General features: G+C 63.1%; 19 protein-coding genes. 7 read left to right on the top strand and 12 right to left on the bottom strand.

What is annotated here, in order from left to right; genetic code table 11:
* Window positions 1–14 precede the first annotated feature (14 nt).
* The gene (locus J4G43_RS24440; RefSeq protein WP_071914421.1) at window positions 15–296 is read left to right on the top strand and encodes a hypothetical protein; all 282 of its coding nucleotides are present in this window, start codon (window positions 15–17) and stop codon (window positions 294–296) included.
* Window positions 297–451: 155 nt separating this feature from the next.
* Window positions 452–739, top strand: coding sequence for a hypothetical protein (locus J4G43_RS24445; RefSeq protein WP_208086571.1), 288 nt, complete (start codon window positions 452–454; stop codon window positions 737–739).
* Between the two features lie 258 nt (window positions 740–997).
* On the opposite strand, the gene J4G43_RS24450 is transcribed toward J4G43_RS24445, so the two are convergent.
* Complete coding sequence (locus tag J4G43_RS24450) at window positions 998–1,792, bottom strand: transglycosylase SLT domain-containing protein (RefSeq protein WP_208086572.1); 795 nt, start codon at window positions 1,790–1,792, stop codon at window positions 998–1,000.
* Window positions 1,793–2,180: 388 nt separating this feature from the next.
* On the opposite strand from J4G43_RS24450, the gene J4G43_RS24455 reads away from it, so the two are divergent.
* The gene (locus tag J4G43_RS24455; RefSeq protein WP_408581439.1) at window positions 2,181–2,645 is read left to right on the top strand and encodes a hypothetical protein; all 465 of its coding nucleotides are present in this window, start codon (window positions 2,181–2,183) and stop codon (window positions 2,643–2,645) included.
* A gap of 119 nt (window positions 2,646–2,764) precedes the next feature.
* On the opposite strand, the gene istB is transcribed toward J4G43_RS24455, so the two are convergent.
* The 3 genes from istB to J4G43_RS56035 form a co-directional block, all read right to left on the bottom strand.
* Window positions 2,765–3,532: an IS21-like element IS1631 family helper ATPase IstB gene (gene istB, locus J4G43_RS24460; RefSeq protein WP_038952109.1), complete on the bottom strand. Its 768-nt coding sequence runs from the start codon at window positions 3,530–3,532 to the stop codon at window positions 2,765–2,767.
* 4 nt (window positions 3,533–3,536) lie between these two features.
* Complete coding sequence (gene istA, locus J4G43_RS24465) at window positions 3,537–5,294, bottom strand: IS21-like element IS1631 family transposase (protein WP_100214066.1); 1,758 nt, start codon at window positions 5,292–5,294, stop codon at window positions 3,537–3,539.
* 138 nt (window positions 5,295–5,432) lie between these two features.
* Entirely contained in the window at window positions 5,433–5,696 is a 264-nt protein-coding gene (locus tag J4G43_RS56035) for a GCG_CRPN prefix-to-repeats domain-containing protein (protein WP_071914415.1), read from the bottom strand.
* Between J4G43_RS56035 and J4G43_RS24470 the strand changes: the two genes are divergently transcribed.
* Window positions 5,695–5,883, top strand: coding sequence for a hypothetical protein (locus J4G43_RS24470; protein ID WP_208086573.1), 189 nt, complete (start codon window positions 5,695–5,697; stop codon window positions 5,881–5,883). The two genes, J4G43_RS56035 and J4G43_RS24470, sit on opposite strands and share 2 nt — an antisense overlap.
* Before the next feature lie 4 nt (window positions 5,884–5,887).
* Here the strand turns inward: J4G43_RS24470 and J4G43_RS24475 are convergent, their stop codons facing one another.
* Window positions 5,888–6,934 (bottom strand): prolipoprotein diacylglyceryl transferase, encoded by a 1,047-nt coding sequence (locus J4G43_RS24475; RefSeq protein WP_208089402.1) that lies wholly within the window; start codon window positions 6,932–6,934, stop codon window positions 5,888–5,890.
* Between the two features lie 488 nt (window positions 6,935–7,422).
* On the opposite strand from J4G43_RS24475, the gene J4G43_RS24480 reads away from it, so the two are divergent.
* A complete protein-coding gene (locus J4G43_RS24480; RefSeq protein ID WP_063983569.1) occupies window positions 7,423–7,719 on the top strand; it encodes a hypothetical protein in 297 nt (98 codons plus the stop codon).
* 100 nt (window positions 7,720–7,819) lie between these two features.
* Window positions 7,820–8,017: a hypothetical protein gene (locus J4G43_RS24485; protein ID WP_014495617.1), complete on the top strand. Its 198-nt coding sequence runs from the start codon at window positions 7,820–7,822 to the stop codon at window positions 8,015–8,017.
* A 228-nt stretch (window positions 8,018–8,245) separates the two neighbouring features.
* Here J4G43_RS24485 and J4G43_RS24490 read toward each other — a convergent pair whose 3' ends face one another.
* The 7 genes from J4G43_RS24490 to J4G43_RS24520 all read right to left on the bottom strand — a co-directional run bounded on the left by J4G43_RS24490 (window position 8,246) and on the right by J4G43_RS24520 (window position 15,880).
* Window positions 8,246–8,938: a phasin family protein gene (locus tag J4G43_RS24490; protein ID WP_225005069.1), complete on the bottom strand. Its 693-nt coding sequence runs from the start codon at window positions 8,936–8,938 to the stop codon at window positions 8,246–8,248.
* A 143-nt stretch (window positions 8,939–9,081) separates the two neighbouring features.
* Window positions 9,082–9,255 carry a hypothetical protein gene (locus J4G43_RS24495; RefSeq protein WP_166096372.1) on the bottom strand — a complete coding sequence of 58 codons (174 nt, stop codon included), beginning with the start codon at window positions 9,253–9,255 and terminating at the stop codon, window positions 9,082–9,084.
* A gap of 38 nt (window positions 9,256–9,293) precedes the next feature.
* Entirely contained in the window at window positions 9,294–9,884 is a 591-nt protein-coding gene (locus tag J4G43_RS24500; protein ID WP_208086574.1) for a hypothetical protein, read from the bottom strand.
* A gap of 37 nt (window positions 9,885–9,921) precedes the next feature.
* Window positions 9,922–10,599, bottom strand: coding sequence for a lytic transglycosylase domain-containing protein (locus tag J4G43_RS24505; protein ID WP_408581440.1), 678 nt, complete (start codon window positions 10,597–10,599; stop codon window positions 9,922–9,924).
* Window positions 10,600–10,791: 192 nt separating this feature from the next.
* Complete coding sequence (locus J4G43_RS24510) at window positions 10,792–11,307, bottom strand: ParB N-terminal domain-containing protein (protein ID WP_208086575.1); 516 nt, start codon at window positions 11,305–11,307, stop codon at window positions 10,792–10,794.
* A 195-nt stretch (window positions 11,308–11,502) separates the two neighbouring features.
* Window positions 11,503–11,721: a hypothetical protein gene (locus tag J4G43_RS24515; RefSeq protein WP_208086576.1), complete on the bottom strand. Its 219-nt coding sequence runs from the start codon at window positions 11,719–11,721 to the stop codon at window positions 11,503–11,505.
* A gap of 391 nt (window positions 11,722–12,112) precedes the next feature.
* The gene (locus J4G43_RS24520; protein ID WP_208086577.1) at window positions 12,113–15,880 is read right to left on the bottom strand and encodes a vitamin B12-dependent ribonucleotide reductase; all 3,768 of its coding nucleotides are present in this window, start codon (window positions 15,878–15,880) and stop codon (window positions 12,113–12,115) included.
* Window positions 15,881–16,625: 745 nt separating this feature from the next.
* Between J4G43_RS24520 and J4G43_RS24525 the strand changes: the two genes are divergently transcribed.
* Window positions 16,626–17,522 carry a DMT family transporter gene (locus J4G43_RS24525; RefSeq protein ID WP_208086578.1) on the top strand — a complete coding sequence of 299 codons (897 nt, stop codon included), beginning with the start codon at window positions 16,626–16,628 and terminating at the stop codon, window positions 17,520–17,522.
* Window positions 17,523–17,536 lie beyond the last annotated feature (14 nt).

Below are 17,536 nucleotides of genomic sequence, written 5' to 3' on the forward strand. Positions count from 1 at the left end.
AAGGAGACCAACGCATGAAGATCATCACCGCCGCGTGTGCGCTCGGAACGGCCCTGGTGCTGTGCAACCTCGGGATATCGGGCGCTGAGGCCCGGACGCGGAAGGCCCAAGTGGTTCGCGAACCACAGCAGAGGCTTATCGTCACGGCGCCCGTGCTCAGGCCGACGCCGTGGGATTACTACATTGTTCCACGATATCGTTATCGCCCTGAAGACGACCGGGTCGATCCGAACGGCCCGCCCTATGTGTCGTCATGGGTCCGCTATGAGGGATGGCGGTGGCCGTACTGGTGGTAAAGGCCGCCGACGGACGCGGAGCGGAATAGACGAGAAGCGAAGCCCATCGATAGCTGTCGCGGCACGATGGGTTTCGCAGGCGCTCCACCCATCCTGCGCGCTGCTCCTCGAGGCATCCCCGAGACGTGCTATGCTCCTGGGCGGGAGGAATCAGCATGAGAGTCCCTACCGCGATACTCGCCCTGCTTCTTTCAAGCCCGGCCGCCGCCCAGGAGTGCCAGACATGCTCAATGGCCGACGCCTGCATGAAGGAGTACCTCAAGGCGACGTCGGAGGCCCAAAGGGCCACGAAGCAAGCAATCCGGGACTGGAAGCAGAATCTGGACCGAAAGGCCTCCGCCGAATTGTCCAGCAGAGGCATACTCGCATTGCAGGACGCGATGGAAGCGCAGGTTCGTTCGGAGCTGGAGCGGCTGAAGGAGTGCCTGGCGAAGATCAGGTAGGGCGCAAGCGCGCGGCGGAAAGCACCCGCATATAGGGACGGGTTGAGCCTTTGCCAAAACGCATGATCTTCGTGGCTGGCAAGGCACTGGTTGCGCCTTCTTCGCGGCAAGCCTCGCATAAGCGCGCGTTGGGAAAGCGATGAGTGTTGGAAGGATATCAACGCGCCTCAAAGCGCCGGCCAGCCCGCTGAAGCGCGCGCCCTCGCGACCATGAATGTCTAGGCTGGTGCGCTTCGCGCAGCCGCAGGCAAACCCACCCTACGGGGCATCCGCCGATAGTCGCAGGAACTGCCGCTTCATCGCGTTGACCCTGGCGACATAGCTTGCAACCGAGTGATCGCCGCAGCGTTCGTCGGCGATCATCTGAAACTTGCGGCGCGCGTAGGCTGTGGCGGGACCGGCGCCGCAGAGATGGATGAAGGCGGCCAGATCCTGCTTCTCGCGAGCGGTTGCCTTCACATCGCCCGCGCGGGCGAGAACGTCAGCCACGTTGCGATCCAGATACACCGATGCCAGCTCGATGGCGTGGCTCGGGATCGCGCGGGTGTAGAGGCCCTTGAACCCGCAGCCGGTCTCCGTGACCGCGTTGCCGCGGACACAGAACCGTGCGGCGTCGGCGAAAGCCGGATCGGTCATCTGGTAGAGGCCGACGGCGCTGGAGGCGGGCCGGTAGATCGCGAGCGGATTGAGGCTCAATCGCCAGCGCCAGTAGGTGCGCGCCACCGGATTGCCCGAACTCTCGACTTGTGCCAGCGCCGCCAGCAATTCGGGCGTGATCGTCGCGGTGGAAAAGCTTCGGAACAGCGGCCCGTATTGCCGCCAGTTCTCGGCCGGCTCCTTGTCGAGCGCGTTGCCGACAAGGACGAACAGCTCGGTCGGCTTGCGGATGACGTGATAGACGATGTTCACAAACGCTGCGACTGCAAGCAGGATCGCCACGCTGCCTGCGATCCGAACCATCCGCGGTGCGCGCGCGAACCTCTTTCGCATCCACCGGGCGCCTCGCCGGACGCTGCGAAGGCGGGGGAGGAGGCGTTTGCTTTTTCGTGGCATGGGTCTGGTGGGAGCGCGTGGATGAGTTGAGGCTTTGCGAAATCCATCACCTGACGGGGTCGATGGGGATCGACTCGCTCCACCCATCCTATGGATCGTGTGGGGGTATCACTGCAACGATTCGTCCCTGTCCTCTGAGAGTTGGGTGCACCGTCACCGCAATTCGAACCGCAACTATGAGAGGTTGAGCGTTGATGACATCCATCATCTCTGCGTGCCGCGGCGGAAACTGCACAAAAATGGCAAAGCTGCGACTGTCAACGACATATCTGATTAGAAGGTCGCTTATCCACGTAATACACTCAGCGCCGTTTGGGGTACGGGGAGCGTATTGGGAGGGTCAATCATGGCAAGTGTCGAACAATTGCGCAGACGTGAAGGAGTAAACTTGGTCCAGCTCGAGGCGGACATTGCATCGGTGCGCACGGGAAGCTCGATTGCTTCAATTGCGCTGCCCGATTACGTCGAGCACACCGAGGGGGTCACGCGCGTGGGCGCGCTCAGTGCAGAGGCGGTCATTCGTGACTATGAGTCCGCTGCGAAAGAGATCGAGGCCATGGGCGCCGAGCTGATCGATGCCGCGCGAAAATGCGAGGCGCTGACAGCCCAGGTCCATGATGCGATCGCCTTCATGCGCGAGACGGCAGCGGGGTATCGCGACGAGGGGCGGAAGATCTTCAAGCGCATCGAGGAATGCGCGCTCTTCACGGAAGACGTCCGCAAGACGTGCGAGCAGGTCAAGCGCAGGATGAAGGACGTCTCGGTCGGCGAGTACTGCAGCGAGGAGCTTGCGACGGAAGAGCTCGAGCCGACCGGGATCGCAGCCACGGTGTCGGTGTGCGAGGTACGGTGAGGCGGGCGTAGAGCGTAGTTCGCAGGATGGGGTGAGCGCTCGCGCCCCGCGGGTCACTTCAAATTCCTCCGGGTGTGGTCAGTCAAATTCCTCCACCCGCGAGGCAGGACAAGGGACTGTTAGTTTGAGTTTGTTTCCCGGGCAAGAGCTTCAGCGGCTTCTTTGAGCCGATAGCTGCGTCCGTCGAACTCAAGCAGATGGCAATGATGCATAAGGCGATCGAGGATCGTCGTGCTCATAGTGTTGTCCCCAAGGTATGCCCCCCAATCCTGCACGACGCGATTGGAGGTGACGATGACGCTGCGGCGCAGTTTGTAACGCTGATGGATCAGGGTCTGCAGCAAAGTGCCGGCGTCGTCGGGGATGGCGCGTGCGAGGAATAGATCGTCCAGCACGAGGAGATCGCAGTCGATGATGGTTCGCAGCCGGACCTCGCGTTGTGCCGGAGAGTTCAGGGCGTAGCGGTGGAAGAAGTCGTCGGTCTCAAGATACTGGACCTTGTGGCTTTGCAGGATCGCCTGATAGGCAATCGCCTTGGCGATGTGCGACTTCCCGGTGCCAGGTTTGCCAACAAGCAGAGCGTTCTCGCCAGCGGCAATGAACGCCAGGGTGTGGAGCTGGAAGCAGGTCTGACGTGGCAGTTTGGGATTGAAGGACCAGTCGAACTCGGCGAGCGTCAGCTTTTCGTCGAGCCCGGATTGCTGGTATCGCCGCTCGATAAGACGGGACTGACGACGGTCCAGTTCATCCTGCAGGATAAGGGAGAAGGTCTCGAGGAAGGGCTGGTTGGCGCCCTGCGCCTGGAGCACGCGCGTCTGCAGCGTGTCGCGGACACCCGACAGGCGCAGCTGTCGTAGGCAACGCTCAATTTCCGGCATGGTCATCATGTGGCTAGGTCTCCAGTTTAAGGTGAGAAGGTGCAGCGGGAGCGCTCGTGGCGCCGGAGTTGGCCGGGGTTGCGCAGGCGACACGAGCGCGGATTGCCGTGGCGTGATCGTCGTGAGCCTCGGCCTGCCGACCATTGTCGTCGGCGTCGCGCCGCACAGCGCGGCTGAAGAGGTCGCCGTATTCCGCGGGGGTACGGATCAGCGGATGATCCTGGGTGAGCGGCGATGCCGGCTGTGGCGTCACTCCAACCTGCTCGATCGCCTGTTCGAACAACCGCTCGACGGTCGCACGCACGTGCTTGTAGCGGTAGATGCGGTTGTCGATGGCGTGCGCGCAGGCCTGCTCGACCAGCCGCGCCGGATACTTCCGGCCCAGCCCGACAATGCCCCACATCGCGCGCTGTCCGGGGCGCCCTTCGGTGTCGAACACCTGCTGGCACAAGGCCCTGGTCTGCGGTCCGATGCGCTCGGCGCTCGCCAGCAGCACGGCGGTTTGCCGCGACGGGTTGAACGGCCGTTCGCTGGTCGGCAGGACGACAGAACCGGGGTGCGCCATCCGGGAATGAACACGCAGCAGCGCACGGGTGTGGCGATCACGGATCTCGATCGTGGTGGTGTAGATGCGCACGACGACCTGGCTGCCGATCGGCGCGGGCCGCGCGGCGTAATAGCTGTTGTCGACGCGTACGGTGGTGTCGTCGCAGACAGTCCGGACGACTTCGGTGAAGATGCGGAAGGGAGCGACAGGCAGCGGCCGCAGGTGCGGCTTCTCTTCCTGGAACATCGCCTCGACCTGACGGCGCGTGCTGCCGTGGATGCGTTTGGAAGCCCAGTTCTCCTCCCAGTGCCTCAAGAACTCGTTTTGCGCCTCCAGCGTCTCGAAGCGCCGTCCGGCCAGCGCAGTGCCCTGGGTATGTTGAATCGCATTCTCGACGCATCCTTTCCGATTTGGATCGGCCACGCGCGCGGGATCGGCGACCACGGCGTAATGAGCCAGCATCGCGCTGTAAATCGGGTTGAGCTGGGGCTCGTACAAATCCGGCTTGAGGACGCCTTCCTTCAGGTTGTCGAGCACGACATAGCTGGGGACCCCGCCAAAATACCGGAACGCCTCTTCGTGGAGCTGCGCCCAGACTTGTTGGCTGGACTTCCAGACTACCCGCCGGAAGCTGCGCCGCGAGTAGCGTAGCGTCATCACGAACAGGCGGGGACGACGGTACCGCCCGCTCTTCGGATCAACCGTCGGCGCGCCCTCGCCATAGTCGACCTGAGCTTCCTCGCCGGGGAGGAACTCAAGACGATCAAACTGCTCAGGATCAGCGTGCCGCAACCGGCGCACAAACCGCTTGACACTCTGGTAGCTGGACGGAAAGCCAAATTGATCAACCAGGTCCTGGTAAATCGCCTGCGCGTTCCGCTTCAGCCGGACCTGTTCTTCGATCCACGTCCGATGCGCTTCGCAAGCCGAACGGGCCAGGCTGCTGGTGACCGTCGCTTCCGATGTCCCAAAAGCCGGTGGTCGGGGTGGAGGAATTTGGCCGTCCGCGCTCACCGAGCCGGTGGTCACTTCCCCGGGGGAATTTGCCTCCGCACCGGCCCGCAGCGCCTGATAACGCCGGATCGTCTTGCGATCGACACCCGTCAGCCGGTGAATCTCGCGCTGGCTGGTGTTGCGATCAAGTAATGTAAGTACGGTGCTTTGCAGATGTCGCTTCAAGACGTTCAACTCCCCGGCCCCTTGCTGGCTAAAGGGGTCGAACATAAACGTCCTGCCTGACCGGCTACTGCTGTTCAGCGGCGCTGACGGCGATCATCAGGTGGGGGAGTTTCAAGTGACCATACCCGGGGGATTTTGACCGACCCACGGGGGCTCGCGCGCCCCCATCCTGCGGGCTGGGCGTCAAAGCCAATCGCGCGTCGACGGGAAACAAGCCCGTTTGCGAGAGTCCCAGACGTAATCCGAACCGCCGCAAGGCGGACGCGCACGCGACGTGGCCGGACATTGATTCCAGACGCGCGCACCCGTTGCCCAGCCATCGACCACGCACGCGCCGGAAACGGTGGCGTGGCAACCGGTGCCGCAGCCGTCTGCGGCGCTGGCCGCGCAGACTGCAAACAGAAGCATCATTGGGGTCAACAGGACGCGTGAAAGGTGCCTGGTCATGGGCTTGCTCCTTCATGCCGAGGCCCGTCGTGACGTCGCACAGATCTGGCCGAGGGCCTGCCGGCCGATCACCGCGCAGCATAGCACCAAGGTTCTTGGCACCAAGGTTCTTGGCACCAAGGTTCTTGGCACCAAGGTTCTTGGCACCAAGGCTCTTGGCACCAAGCCTCTTGGCCGAGAACGCTGACGGCTTACCAATCCGGATCGTAGGGGTCGGCCATATAGGGCGGGGGCATCCAGCGTCCTCGCGGCGGCGGTGGCCTGGGCCGCCGGGGGGCGGTCGCTTGCACGTGCGGCCGTGCAGGCGCAGCCGTCTCGTTGCTCGTCGCGCTCCGCACGACCGGTTTCGCGGGTGCAGGCGCGGCTGACGTCGTCAGTTGCGTTTGCAGCGCCTGGACCTGTGCGGCGAGGCGCGCATTGTCCGCGGCATCCTTCTCCTGCGCCGCCTTGAGCTGTTGAATGGTGTCGGCCTGCTCGCGCAGCGTCTGCTCGTTGCGGCTCTTCAGTTGCTCGAGCTTTCCGTTGATGCTCGCAAGCTCGCTGGTGATGGTCTTGAGCGATTGCGTGAGATCGGACGATGATTGGTCAGCCGCTGTGGCGCCAGTTCTTGGCGCGTCAGGTCTTGCAGCGTCAGCTTTTGGAGCCTCAGCTCTTGGAGCGTCAGTTCTTGGAGCGCTTTCCGTTTCCTTGCCGAGCGGCGGGGCAGGCACCGGAGTGAGCCCATCCGCAGCAGCCAGTTGCACGGCCGGCGGCTGCGCCGGACTTTCGACCACGGACGCTCGCGAGGGCTCGCTCGCGGCCGGCGGAGCCCATCGCGCCATGATGGACTTGGTCATCGACTTGGCCTCATCGCGATATTGCGAAGCGAAGGCGGCACCGAGAAGGCCGATCGCCAGCACGAGGCCAACCAGGGCACGCAGCATGGTCCGATCTCCCTTCAGGCCTGGATTGCCCACCTTGCTGACCGGTGCCGGCACCTTGTCCTTGGGACCCTCGGCTGCCTTCGCTCCGGCGCTGGCCTGCGAGGTCCGCGGGGCTTCGTTGCCGCGTTCCATTCCGGAAACCAGCCGGTCCAGCCGCGCAAGGTCTTGCTCTGCGCTCTTGATCTGGTCATAGGCCCGCGCCAGCCCGCCATCGGCGCGCACCTCGTCCGGCTTGGCGGCCTCAGGCTTTTGGGCCTCAGGCTTGTCGGTATCAGGCTTGGGGTCGTTCGCTTCAGGCACCGATGCGCGCTCCATCCAGTCGGGCGTCAATGGGAGTGCGGCAGTCCGATCGTCGGAAGGATAGGCCTCACCGTTGTCCAACACAACGCGCGAGCGAAGGAGAAATTATGGCGGGCTACGGTTGCTGAAGCAGCCGGGCGCTGCTCCCCGGGGCATCCCTGCGACGTGCTGTGCTATCGCGGGAGGAAGCGCCATGAGGGTCTCCACCGCGACACTCGCTCTGCTTCTTTCAGGTCCGGCCGCGGCCCGGGAGTGCCAGACATGCTCAATGGCCGACGCCTGCATGATGGAGTACGTTAAGACGACGTCGGAGGCCCAAAAGGCCACCAAGCAAGCCATCCGGGATTGGAAGCAGAATCTGGACAGAAAGGCCTCCGCAGAATTGTCCAGCAGGGGCATACTCGCATTGCAAGACGCCATGGAGGCGCAGGTTCGTACGGAGCTGGAGCGCCTGAAGGAGTCCCGGCGAAGATCAGGTAGGGAGGGGCGCAAAGGAGGATCCAATGAAATCGCTTCTGCTGCTCACGGCGAGCGGTCCGCTGCTCATTCTCACCTCGCACCAGTCCCTGGACGACCAGAAGCTCCTTGGGGTGCTCAGGCAAAAAGGCATCGGCAAGTTCGTCGCGTTCGAGGTTCCCTTGTCGCTCGCCAGAGAGCGCTACGGCGGGCACTTTCACGCGGTCGAAAGCAATCTGCACGAGACCGATGATTTGAGAGTGCTCGACTTCAACGGCCAGCGGGTCTTTCAGCTCTTTCATTTCGAAGAGCTCGGTTCACCGATCCTGGTAGAGCGGTCGTGATCCGGTATTGTTCGGCGGCGAAAGGGGATGTGTCGAGCAGGGCTGTTCCGAAGGGACGCCGATTGAGGTACGGTAGAAGCCTGGACCCGTGGAGTCTGCCATGACGTCATATACTGTCGGGTTGAAGCTCGGGGTGCGTGCCAAGGTGCTCACGATCGAAGCCGAGGACGCATTGGTCGCGGCGCTGAAGATCAAGCTCGAGAACCCCGAGGCACTCGTCACCTACGTTCGCAAGTCAAATCGGCGCGGCGATCGTCGCCACCCGCACGAAGTGCAGCGGGCCAAGACAACCGGCTAAAGCGCGATGAGATTGGGATGAATCGTCATCGCGCTTTAGGTTGTTGTTTGAGCACGATCTTTTCGGAAAACCGCTTCGCACTTTTCCGGATCATGCGTTAGCCGATGCCGAGACCGCGGCAGGTAGCCCGGATTTCGCTTCCGCCTTCGCTCTTCGAGCTACGGCGGACAAGTCGCTGCATCCGGGCTACGCTCGCTCCCCCCGCTGTGTCGGAATACGCAGTTGTCGTTAGTGACGTGTCGCGCGGATTTCGAGCGTCGTCTGGGTGAGCTTGGCCACGAACCCCTCAAAATGCATGACCCTTTGTCTGGTCAATTGTCCATGCAACTCGGCGATCTTCTGGGATTCGGCGATCAACGATCCGCACACCTGTTTCGCGTACTCCATCTGAAGCTCAAAGGCCTCGACGGGTGAGCGCGCCGCCGCGAGCTTTCCCAGGAAGGTCCAGGCGTGCTCAAGCGACGTCCTCGTGTAGTCGCTATAGGCATCGGCAATCGCCTGCGGGCTGGCCTGGGAGGGTTCCACCGGTGCGACGGGCGCGCTTGCAGCGATCTCCATCCCGGAAGCCTCGCCTGGCAAGGCTGCAGCCGAGGGTACCTGAGCACTGATCTCTCGGCTCGTCTCTTGCCTTATCTCTTGCTCGGCCTCTTGCCTGTTCTCTTGGGTGCTCTCTTGCTTGTTCTCTTGGCTGATCTCCGCCGAGGCATCCGGCAATTGATGGGCCGCAGTTACGTGTTGCTCGCCGGCCCTGGTCCGTTGCCCGGCCTTTTTCTTCGCGCCGCGCCGGCCGGATTTTCCCGTTGTCTTATTTTCGCCCGCACTCAACATTGCAAATAACTCCTGAATATCGCTGAAGCCGCAAGCCTCCGTCGTGTTTGCGCTGAAATCGCGATTGCGGGTTGTCGCTTGCGTGGCGGCCATGTGGTGAGATTTTGCCGGGCATCGGCAAGGCGCAATTCGCGGGTGACGGCCTGGACTGCTTCGCAGAGCCTGTCATCGGGCCGCGCTCCGCGCGGACCCGGCGGCTCGCAATGACGGGCGTCCTGGTCCTCGCGCGTTCGTCGTCACCCGAACAGGGCGACATAGACCACGTAGAGCCAGCCCAAGATGCCGTGGATGATCGCCCACAGGATCGAATGATTGTTGGTGTAGGAGATTGCGATGGCGAGTGCGGAGCCAAAACCCACGCCGTATTTGGCGCCCTCGACCCGAACCCCATAGTAGCGATTGCCGTTCATGGCGGTCCTTCCTGCGGGCCACGCTTGCTCATCACGCCTTATAAAAGTCTTCCGCCAATTGTGAAATGGCGCACAGACGGCAGCCCTCGGGTCTGCTTCTTTAGCACCGACACTATACCCTCGTGCGCTTGCTCGGCGATGCGCACCGGCGGGTCGGCATTTGGCAATTTCGGGATGATGGCTATGGGCGTTTTCAATCGCACGGCCATGCTTTGCAGCTCTTTCATCGTGTCCACCATGAGCGGGTGAACCGAGAGATTTTCGCGTGCGCGAAACGGCGCGTGCAGGGATTTTTCTTGAGGCCCCGCCGGTGACGGACGGGGCCTTTCCATTTTTGATGTCAGCCCACGACTGCCCGGCGGCGCCTTCGCGAAGAAGGATGCAGGGTCATGTGGGAGTATTTTGGACCCGATTTCGCTTTTGACGTGGTGAAGGGATTTGTCGCCGGCGTTGCCTCCATGGCGTTTCAGGTCGTGGCGCCGCGGGCGTTTCATGCCGCGAAGCGATTTCGCGCGCACTGGGTTGCCAGAAAAGACGCAAGACAAGCCGCAAGGCAAGCACGCCGCAACGCGCCGGCGAATGATGAGCCGTGAGGTCTCGTAGGATGGGTGGAGCGAAGCGATACCCATCCTACACCCTTCCCAGATATCGCTACGCTCATCCGAGCTACGAATTGCCGATATCCGCCGCTAGCCGCAAAAACTGCCGTTTCATCGCGTTGACCCTGGAAATGTAGCTTGCGACGAGGTGATCGCCGCATCGCTCGCCGGCCATCATCTGAAAGTGGCGGCGTGCGTAGGCCGTGGCGGGACCTGCGCCGCAGAGATGGATGAAGGCGGCCAGATCCTGCTTCTGCTCGCGGCTTGCCTTCACATCGCCCGCGCGGGCGAGAACATCAGCCACATTGCGGTCCAGATACACGGAGGTCAGCTCGATGGCGTGGCTCGGGATCGCGCGGCTATAGAGGCTGGTGAACCCGCAACCGGTCTCCGTGACCGCATTGCCGCGGACGCAGAACCGTGCGGCCTCGGCGAAGGCCGGATCGGTCATCTGGAAGAAGCCGACGGCGCTGGAGGCGGGCTTGTAGATCGCCAGCGGATTGAAACTCCATCGCCAGCGCCAATAGGTGCGCGTCACCGGATTGCCCGAACTCTCGACCTGCGTCAGCGCGGCGAGCAATTCAGGCGTGATTGTTGCGGTGGAGTAGGTGTGGAAGAGGGGGCCGTATTGGCGCCAGATCTCGGCGGGGTCCTTGTCGAGGGAGTGGCCGACGAAGGCGAAGAGTTCGGTTGGCTTGCGGATGATTTGATAGGCGATGTCGAGGAGGGTGAGGGCCGCAAGCAAGACTGCTACGCTGACCGCGATCCGGACGATCCGCGGGCGAACGCCTTTCGTATCCGCCGAGCGCCTCTTCGGAGGTTGCGAAAGCGAGGGAGGAGGTGGGTGCGTTTCCTGGCATTGCGCTTGCGCAGCACTGTCACTGCAATTCAAGCTGTGATCTCAAGACGCTGTGATCTCAAGATCTGGAGCCCGCCATCAATAGCGGCCGCCGCTGCCCTTTTGCTGCGTGATCCAGTCCGACAATGTTTTCCGTGTCGATCCCGCAGTCCGGCCCGGTGATGCCTTCGGATTGTCGCGAACGCCTTTCGTCGGACGGGTGCGCGGCGCTTCCGTTCCGTTGACGCTCTTCAAGGCAGCCGTCGATGCCTCTGCGGCTTCCTTCTCGAGGCGCAGCTGTTTCAATCGCGCCATCTTGATGCGCTCTGCCTCGACTGCGGGTCCTTCGGACAGCAGTGGCCTGTGTTGAGCAAGCTCCGCCGGGACGATGACACCGAGTATGGTTGTCTCGCCGAGCGCCTTGCAGGCTTCGAGCCGATGCAGTCCCTCGACCAGAACGAGGCGGTCTCCGTCGAGCCGAACGGAAATGGGAGCCTGCTGTCCGATGTCCAGCATACTTTCCGCGATCTCCCCGACGATCTCGGGCTTGATGGCCTTCTTCATTTTCGTGGGAACGAAAATCTTCTCGATCGGGAAGCTTTCCGATGTGGGCATAACTCGACTCCGCTTCTACCGTTCCCGTCGGAACCCTTGCCGGTGGGGTCGGAGTTTAGGAGGGATGGGCTCGACCGCAAAGGCAATTTCGGCGGCAGGGTGTTGATGCCGGAACCAATCTACGATTACGGCGGCAGTGCACTTAATTGCGCCGTCTACCAAACACGAGCCGAAGGCGCGGCTACGGACTGCTCATTAGAATGGAATATCGTCGTCGAGATCATCGCCGAGTAAGTTAAGCGGAGGCCAAGTCGGTGGTCGTTCCGCGGTCTCAGGATGGATTGATCGCTGGTTTGCTTTGAGTCCCTTGAGGTCGTCGGGATAGAACTCAGCAACGTCCTCCAAGTTGATGTCGAGAATCTCGGTCTCCGGATTTGCCATCACGCGTAGATTGGAGTCTGCGGAGAGCTTCATGCTTCTAAGCTCCGCGCGGAGCAAAATTGTGCCCGCCAAACTCAATGCAATGGTGGAGGGGTGATTCCTATCATACCGGCTAGGTAACCTAAAGCCATAGAGAATGCTCCCATCTGCGTTGAGCTTAGATGGCGAGTCTTAGCAGATCTGCCAGCAACCAGCCGATCGCTAGAAAACCAACGACAACAAGTAAAACGAAAAGAACAATAGCGATAACGCTAATAGGCGTCGCAATTTTGGACGATGGCTGTTCGAAAGCACCGATAAGTTTTAATGGCCATCCACGGGTATTCGTGTGTGTCTCCATTTGAAGCTCGCAGAGGTTGCGTTTCCGATCGCAATAAAGGCCGCTCTGTCGAGCGGCCTTTATAAGTTCAGTCCAGGTAAACCCTCACGAACACCCCGTCGTGGACCCGCAAGTATCGCACTTCATGCAGGTGCCATTCCGGACCAGCGTGAAGTTGCCGCACTCGCTGCACATCTCGCCCTCGTAGCCCTTGGCCTTGGCTTCCGCGCGGCGTTCAGCCTTGCTGGGGACGAGCGTCTGTGCGGTGCTGCCGGCCTTGCTCCACTGGAGGGCCTCGAGCTTCTCCGTCGGAGAAAGGTCGTGGCTGGCTTCCTGCTTCAGGGCGACGGCGCCTTCGATGGCATCGCCGGCGCGGGCCGACGCGCCGTGCGAGGCGAGGGCGGTGACCTTGCTGCCGCCGGTCGGCGCGCTGTCGTTGCCCTGGGCGACCGCGGCGGAGCCGCCGCGCATCACGACGAGGTTGTCGGTGCGGGAGCGGGTGAGGCCGCGCGAGACCAGCTTGGTCGCGTGCTGGGTCTCGTCCGGCTCCTTGCCTTCCTCGACGCCCTTGCCGAGCGCGTCGAAGTTCGACTCGGTCGGATCAACATGGGCGAGATCGAAGCGCGACATGTAGCTCACCGCGAGCTCGCGGAAGACATAGTCGAGGATCGAGGTCGCGTACTTGATGCTGTCGTTGCCCTGCACGGGGCCCGCCGGCTCGAAGCGGGTGAAGGTGAAGGCGTCGACATATTCGTCGAGCGGCACGCCGTACTGGAGGCCGAGCGACACCGCGATGGCGAAGTTGTTGATGAAGGAGCGCAGCGCTGCGCCTTCCTTGTGCATGTCGATGAAGATCTCGCCGAGACGGCCGTCGTCATATTCGCCGGTCCGCAGGTAGACCTTGTGGCCGCCGACGACCGCCTTCTGGGTGTAGCCCTTGCGGCGATCCGGCATCTTCTCGCGCTCGCGCATCACGATGATGCGCTCGACCAGCTTCTCGACGATCTTTTCCGAGACCTGGGTGGCACGCGCCGCCATCGGCTTCTCGTAGAGGCTCTCGACCGCATCCTCCTCGTCCTCATCGTCGGCGATGAGCTGCGAGTTGAGCGGCTGGGAGAGCTTGGAGCCGTCGCGATAGAGCGCGTTGGCCTTCAGCGCGAGCTTCCACGACAGCATGTAGGCGGACTTGCAGTCCTCCACCGTGGCGTCGTTCGGCATGTTGATGGTCTTGGAGATCGCACCCGAGATGAAGGGCTGCGCCGCCGCCATCATGCGGATGTGGCTCTCGACCGACAAATAGCGCTTGCCGATCTTGCCGCAGGGGTTGGCGCAGTCGAACACCGAATAGTGCTCGGCCTTCAGGTGCGGGGCACCTTCCACCGTCATCGCGCCGCAGATGTGGACGTTGGCCGCCTCGATCTCGCGCTTGGTGAAGCCCACGGCCTGGAGCAGGTCGAAGCCGGGGGCTGCGATCGCCTCGGCACCGATGCCGAGCTGGTCGCGGATGAAGTCTTCGCCAAAGGTCCACTTGTTGAAGGCGAACTTGATGTCGAAGGCGGTCGGCAGGGCCTTTTCGACCTTGGCGATGGCTTCATCGGTAAAGCCCTTGGCCTTCAGCGTCGAGGCGTTGATGGCCGGCGCGTTGGAGAGCGAGCCGTGGCCGACGGCGTAGGCTTCGATCTCCGCGATCTCGCTCTCGCGATAACCGAGCGCGCGCAGCGCCGCGGGGACCGCGCGGTTGATGATCTTGAAGTAGCCGCCGCCGGCGAGCTTCTTGAACTTCACCAGGGCGAAGTCGGGCTCGATGCCGGTGGTGTCGCAATCCATGACGAGGCCGATCGTGCCGGTGGGCGCGATCACAGTGGTCTGGGCGTTGCGATAGCCGTGCTTCTCGCCGAGCTCGAGCGCCGCGTCCCAGGCGGCCTGCGCGTGGCTGACGAGGTCAGCCTGCGGGCAGGACACGAGGTCCATCGGCACCGGGTTCACGCTGAGCGCCTCGTAGCCGTTGGACTGGCCGTGGGCGGCGCGGCGGTGGTTGCGGATCACGCGCAGCATGTGCGCGGCGTTCTTCTTGTAGCCCGGGAAGGTGCCCAGTTCAGCAGCCATTTCCGCGGAGGTCTTGTAGGTGATGCCGGTCATCACAGCGGTGAGGGCGCCGCAGAGCGCGCGGCCTTCCTTGCTGTCATAGGACAGGCCCATGGTCATCAAGAGGCCGCCGATGTTGGCGTAGCCGAGGCCGAGCGTGCGGAACTCGTAGGAGAGCTCGGCGATCGCGCGGGACGGGAACTGCGCCATCATCACCGAGATTTCGAGCACGATGGTCCAGAGCTGGCAGAGGTGCTCGTAGCCCTTCACGTCGAACTGCTTGGTCTCGGTGTTGTAGAACGTGAGCAGGTTCGCGGACGCGAGGTTACAGGCGGTGTCGTCCAGGAACATGTATTCCGAGCACGGATTGGACGCGCGGATGTCGCCGGACGCCTTGCAGGTGTGCCAGTCGTTCATGGTGGTGTTGAAGTGCAGGCCCGGGTCGGCCGACGCCCAGGCGGCGTAGCCGATCTTTTCCCAGAGGTCGCGCGCCTTCAGCGTCTTGGTGATCTTCTTGGTGGTGCGTCCGACGAGATTCCAGTCGCCATCGGTTTCCACGGCGCGGAGGAAGTCGTCCTTCAGCGAGACCGAGTTGTTGGAGTTCTGGCCCGAGACCGTGAGGTAGGCTTCCGAATCCCAGTCGGTGTCATAGACGTCGAACTGGATGTCCTTGTAACCCTGCTTGGCGAACTGCATCACGCGCTTGATGTAATTGTCGGGCACGAGGCTGCGGCGCGCGAGCTTGATCTCGCGGCGGAGAGCCGGGTTCTTCTCGGGGTCGAAGCAGTCGTCGCCCGAGCCTTCGCAGTTCACGCAGGCCTTCAGCACCGCCTTGAGGTGCTTCTGGTTGATCTTGGAGCCGGTGACGAGGGCTGCGACCTTCTGCTCCTCCTTCACCTTCCAGTCGATATAGGTCTTGATATCGGGGTGATCGACGTCGACGACGACCATCTTGGCGGCGCGGCGCGTGGTGCCGCCCGACTTGATCGCGCCGGCTGCCCGGTCGCCGATCTTGAGGAAGCTCATCAGGCCGCTCGAGCGGCCGCCGCCCGAGAGCTTCTCGCCTTCGCCGCGCAGGCGGGAGAAGTTGGAGCCGGTGCCGGAGCCGTACTTGAACAGGCGGGCTTCGCGGACCCAGAGGTCCATGATGCCGCCCTCGTTGACGAGGTCGTCACCGACGCCCTGGATGAAGCAGGCGTGCGGCTGCGGGTGCTCGTAGGCCGACTTGGACTTGGTCAGCTTGCCGGTGAAGGGGTCGACGTAATAGTGGCCCTGGCCGGGGCCGTCGATGCCATAGGCCCAGTGCAGGCCGGTGTTGAACCATTGCGGCGAGTTCGGCGCGACCATCTGCATGGCGAGCATGTAGCGGATCTCGTCATAGAAGGTCTGGGCGTCCTCGTCGGAGGAGAAGTAGTTGCCCTTCCAGCCCCAATAGGTCCAGCAGCCGGCCAGACGATCGAACACCTGCTTGGCCGAGAGCTCGCTGACGAAGCGCTCTTTCTCGGGGAGAGCGGCGAGCGCCTCGGTGTCGGGCACGGAGCGCCACAGGAAGGAGGGGACGGACTCCTCCTCGACCTTCTTCAGGCGCGCGGCGACGCCGGCTTTGCGAAAGTACTTCTGGGCGAGCACGTCGGAGGCGACCTGCGACCACTCGGTCGGCACCTCGACGTTCTCGAGCTTGAACACGACCGAGCCGTCGGGATTCCGGATCTCCGACGTGGTCAGCCGGAAATCGATCCCGGCGTAAGGTGACTGTCCCGAAGTGGTGTGGCGCCGCTCAATCCGCATGGTCTTGCCCCGTCCTTTTATCTGCCGGACTGCCTCCGCAAGGCGCCCAGGTCGCTATTTCGGTTCGCGATTCCTCCAAGGGCCTCATCGGCCCAAAGGCTTCGCAGTTCAGCCGGTGGATCCGGCCCAGTTTCTCCCGGCGCGATGGTTCTCATCCGCCGGCATGTCCACACCCATCCGCCCCCAAGGGGATGTGCGCGACATGCGTTCAACGCCCCACACGCCACTTCAACCAATGCCATCCGAGCCCGTTGCCGGCCCGTTCTGACGCCCGAAGGTCTGCATTTCGAGGGCAGACAAGCCCTCATCCGCGGCCTTTGGCTGGCTTGGCGGAGTGACGATTTGCGAGACCCTTTGGGGGAGTGCCGGCGGGACGCAAACTCACTCGCGCCGAACGGACCGAAAGCTAGGACTCTCCGTTGCGCCCGTCAAGAACTAGTGCGAGTTCCTGAATCAAATGCTAAATATGGTGGATTGCGGGGGATAACAGGGGGCAAGCCCGCGCCTGTTGTTGAGCCAAGTATCGGTGAGTCCTCAGGGATTCCCAACCAAAAAAATTCGCATCCCGTGACGATACGGACCCTTCACCCCGCTGTTCACAGGGCAGGTATATTTTTCGGGACCGGGGTTGCCTCAGCGGGACTCACGTAGGGCTACGGAAGGTGAGGGCAGGCATGCCCGCCGGGGTGGTGGTGGCGCGTGCGAATCCGCGCGAAGCTGACCGCGATTTCGCCGGGTACCCCACATGCTTGATTCGACTCGCCGGGATGCGCGACCGCGCATCGCCCCGGCCGGCCTGATGTTCCTCGCCATCACCTCGATCGGCTGGGGCTTCAACTGGCCGGTGACGAAGTTCCTGCTGTCCGAGCTGCCGCCGCTGACGCTGCGCGGGGTGACCGGCGTGCTGGGCGCGGTGCTGCTCGCCGCCCTCGCGCTGATCCGCCGGCAGAGCCTCAAGGTGGGGCCGGGGGTCTGGCCGCGCTTACTGACCGCCGCCGTCCTCAACGTCACCGGCTGGATGGTGCTGATGGGCCTGGCGCTGCTCTGGCTGCCGGCCAGCGAGGCGGCGCTGATCGCCTACACCATGCCGGTCTGGGCCTCGCTGATCGCCTGGCCGGTGCTGGGCGAGCGGCCGACCGTGCTGCGCACGCTGGGGCTGGTGATGGCCTTCGTCGGCCTTGCCTCGATCATGGGCGGCAACGGCTTTGCCGCGAGCGTGGAGAAGCTGCCTGGCATCATCATGGCTCTGGCCGGCGCGCTCGGCTTCGCCGTCGGCACGGTGTTCTCGAAGAAGTACCCGATCCATCTGCCGCTGATCACGGCCGCGGCCTGGCAGATCGGGATCGGCTGCCTGCCGATCTCGATCATCGGCCTCTTGGTCGAGACCACGCATCTTTCGCTGGTGACGCCGGTCGGCTGGTGGCTGCTGGTCTATTCCACCGTGGTGCAGTTCTGCATCGCCTATGTCAGCTGGTTCGCGGCACTGGCGCGGCTGCCGGCCTCGGTCGCCGCGATCGGCACCATGGCGGTGCCTGTCATTGGCGTGGTCGCCTCCGCGCTGGCGCTGGGCGAGCCGCTGGGGCCGGGCCAGATCGCCGCGCTGATCTTTACGCTCGCCGCCGTGGTGCTGGCGACGCGGTAGATCGAGAACCAGGC

The organism is Bradyrhizobium barranii subsp. barranii, assembly GCF_017565645.3.
GTDB classification, from domain to species: Bacteria; Pseudomonadota; Alphaproteobacteria; order Rhizobiales; family Xanthobacteraceae; genus Bradyrhizobium; species Bradyrhizobium barranii.

Excerpts from the sequence above, each read along its gene's own strand:
- J4G43_RS24470 (WP_208086573.1), top strand. The coding sequence starts at position 5,695 with ATGGGCTTGCTCCTTCATGCCGAGGCCCGTCGTGACGTCGCACAGATC.
- J4G43_RS24520 (WP_208086577.1), bottom strand. The coding sequence starts at position 15,880 with ATGCGGATTGAGCGGCGCCACACCACTTCGGGACAGTCACCTTACGCC.
- J4G43_RS24480 (WP_063983569.1), top strand. The coding sequence starts at position 7,423 with ATGAAATCGCTTCTGCTGCTCACGGCGAGCGGTCCGCTGCTCATTCTC.
- J4G43_RS24485 (WP_014495617.1), top strand. The coding sequence starts at position 7,820 with ATGACGTCATATACTGTCGGGTTGAAGCTCGGGGTGCGTGCCAAGGTG.
- J4G43_RS24450 (WP_208086572.1), bottom strand. The coding sequence starts at position 1,792 with ATGCCACGAAAAAGCAAACGCCTCCTCCCCCGCCTTCGCAGCGTCCGG.
- J4G43_RS24490 (WP_225005069.1), bottom strand. The coding sequence starts at position 8,938 with ATGGCCGCCACGCAAGCGACAACCCGCAATCGCGATTTCAGCGCAAAC.
- J4G43_RS24440 (WP_071914421.1), top strand. The coding sequence starts at position 15 with ATGAAGATCATCACCGCCGCGTGTGCGCTCGGAACGGCCCTGGTGCTG.
- istA (WP_100214066.1), bottom strand. The coding sequence starts at position 5,294 with ATGTTCGACCCCTTTAGCCAGCAAGGGGCCGGGGAGTTGAACGTCTTG.
- J4G43_RS56035 (WP_071914415.1), bottom strand. The coding sequence starts at position 5,696 with ATGACCAGGCACCTTTCACGCGTCCTGTTGACCCCAATGATGCTTCTG.
- J4G43_RS24495 (WP_166096372.1), bottom strand. The coding sequence starts at position 9,255 with ATGAACGGCAATCGCTACTATGGGGTTCGGGTCGAGGGCGCCAAATAC.
- J4G43_RS24525 (WP_208086578.1), top strand. The coding sequence starts at position 16,626 with ATGCTTGATTCGACTCGCCGGGATGCGCGACCGCGCATCGCCCCGGCC.
- J4G43_RS24475 (WP_208089402.1), bottom strand. The coding sequence starts at position 6,934 with ATGGAGCGCGCATCGGTGCCTGAAGCGAACGACCCCAAGCCTGATACC.
- istB (WP_038952109.1), bottom strand. The coding sequence starts at position 3,532 with ATGATGACCATGCCGGAAATTGAGCGTTGCCTACGACAGCTGCGCCTG.
- J4G43_RS24510 (WP_208086575.1), bottom strand. The coding sequence starts at position 11,307 with ATGCCCACATCGGAAAGCTTCCCGATCGAGAAGATTTTCGTTCCCACG.
- J4G43_RS24445 (WP_208086571.1), top strand. The coding sequence starts at position 452 with ATGAGAGTCCCTACCGCGATACTCGCCCTGCTTCTTTCAAGCCCGGCC.
- J4G43_RS24500 (WP_208086574.1), bottom strand. The coding sequence starts at position 9,884 with ATGGGTATCGCTTCGCTCCACCCATCCTACGAGACCTCACGGCTCATC.
- J4G43_RS24515 (WP_208086576.1), bottom strand. The coding sequence starts at position 11,721 with ATGAAGCTCTCCGCAGACTCCAATCTACGCGTGATGGCAAATCCGGAG.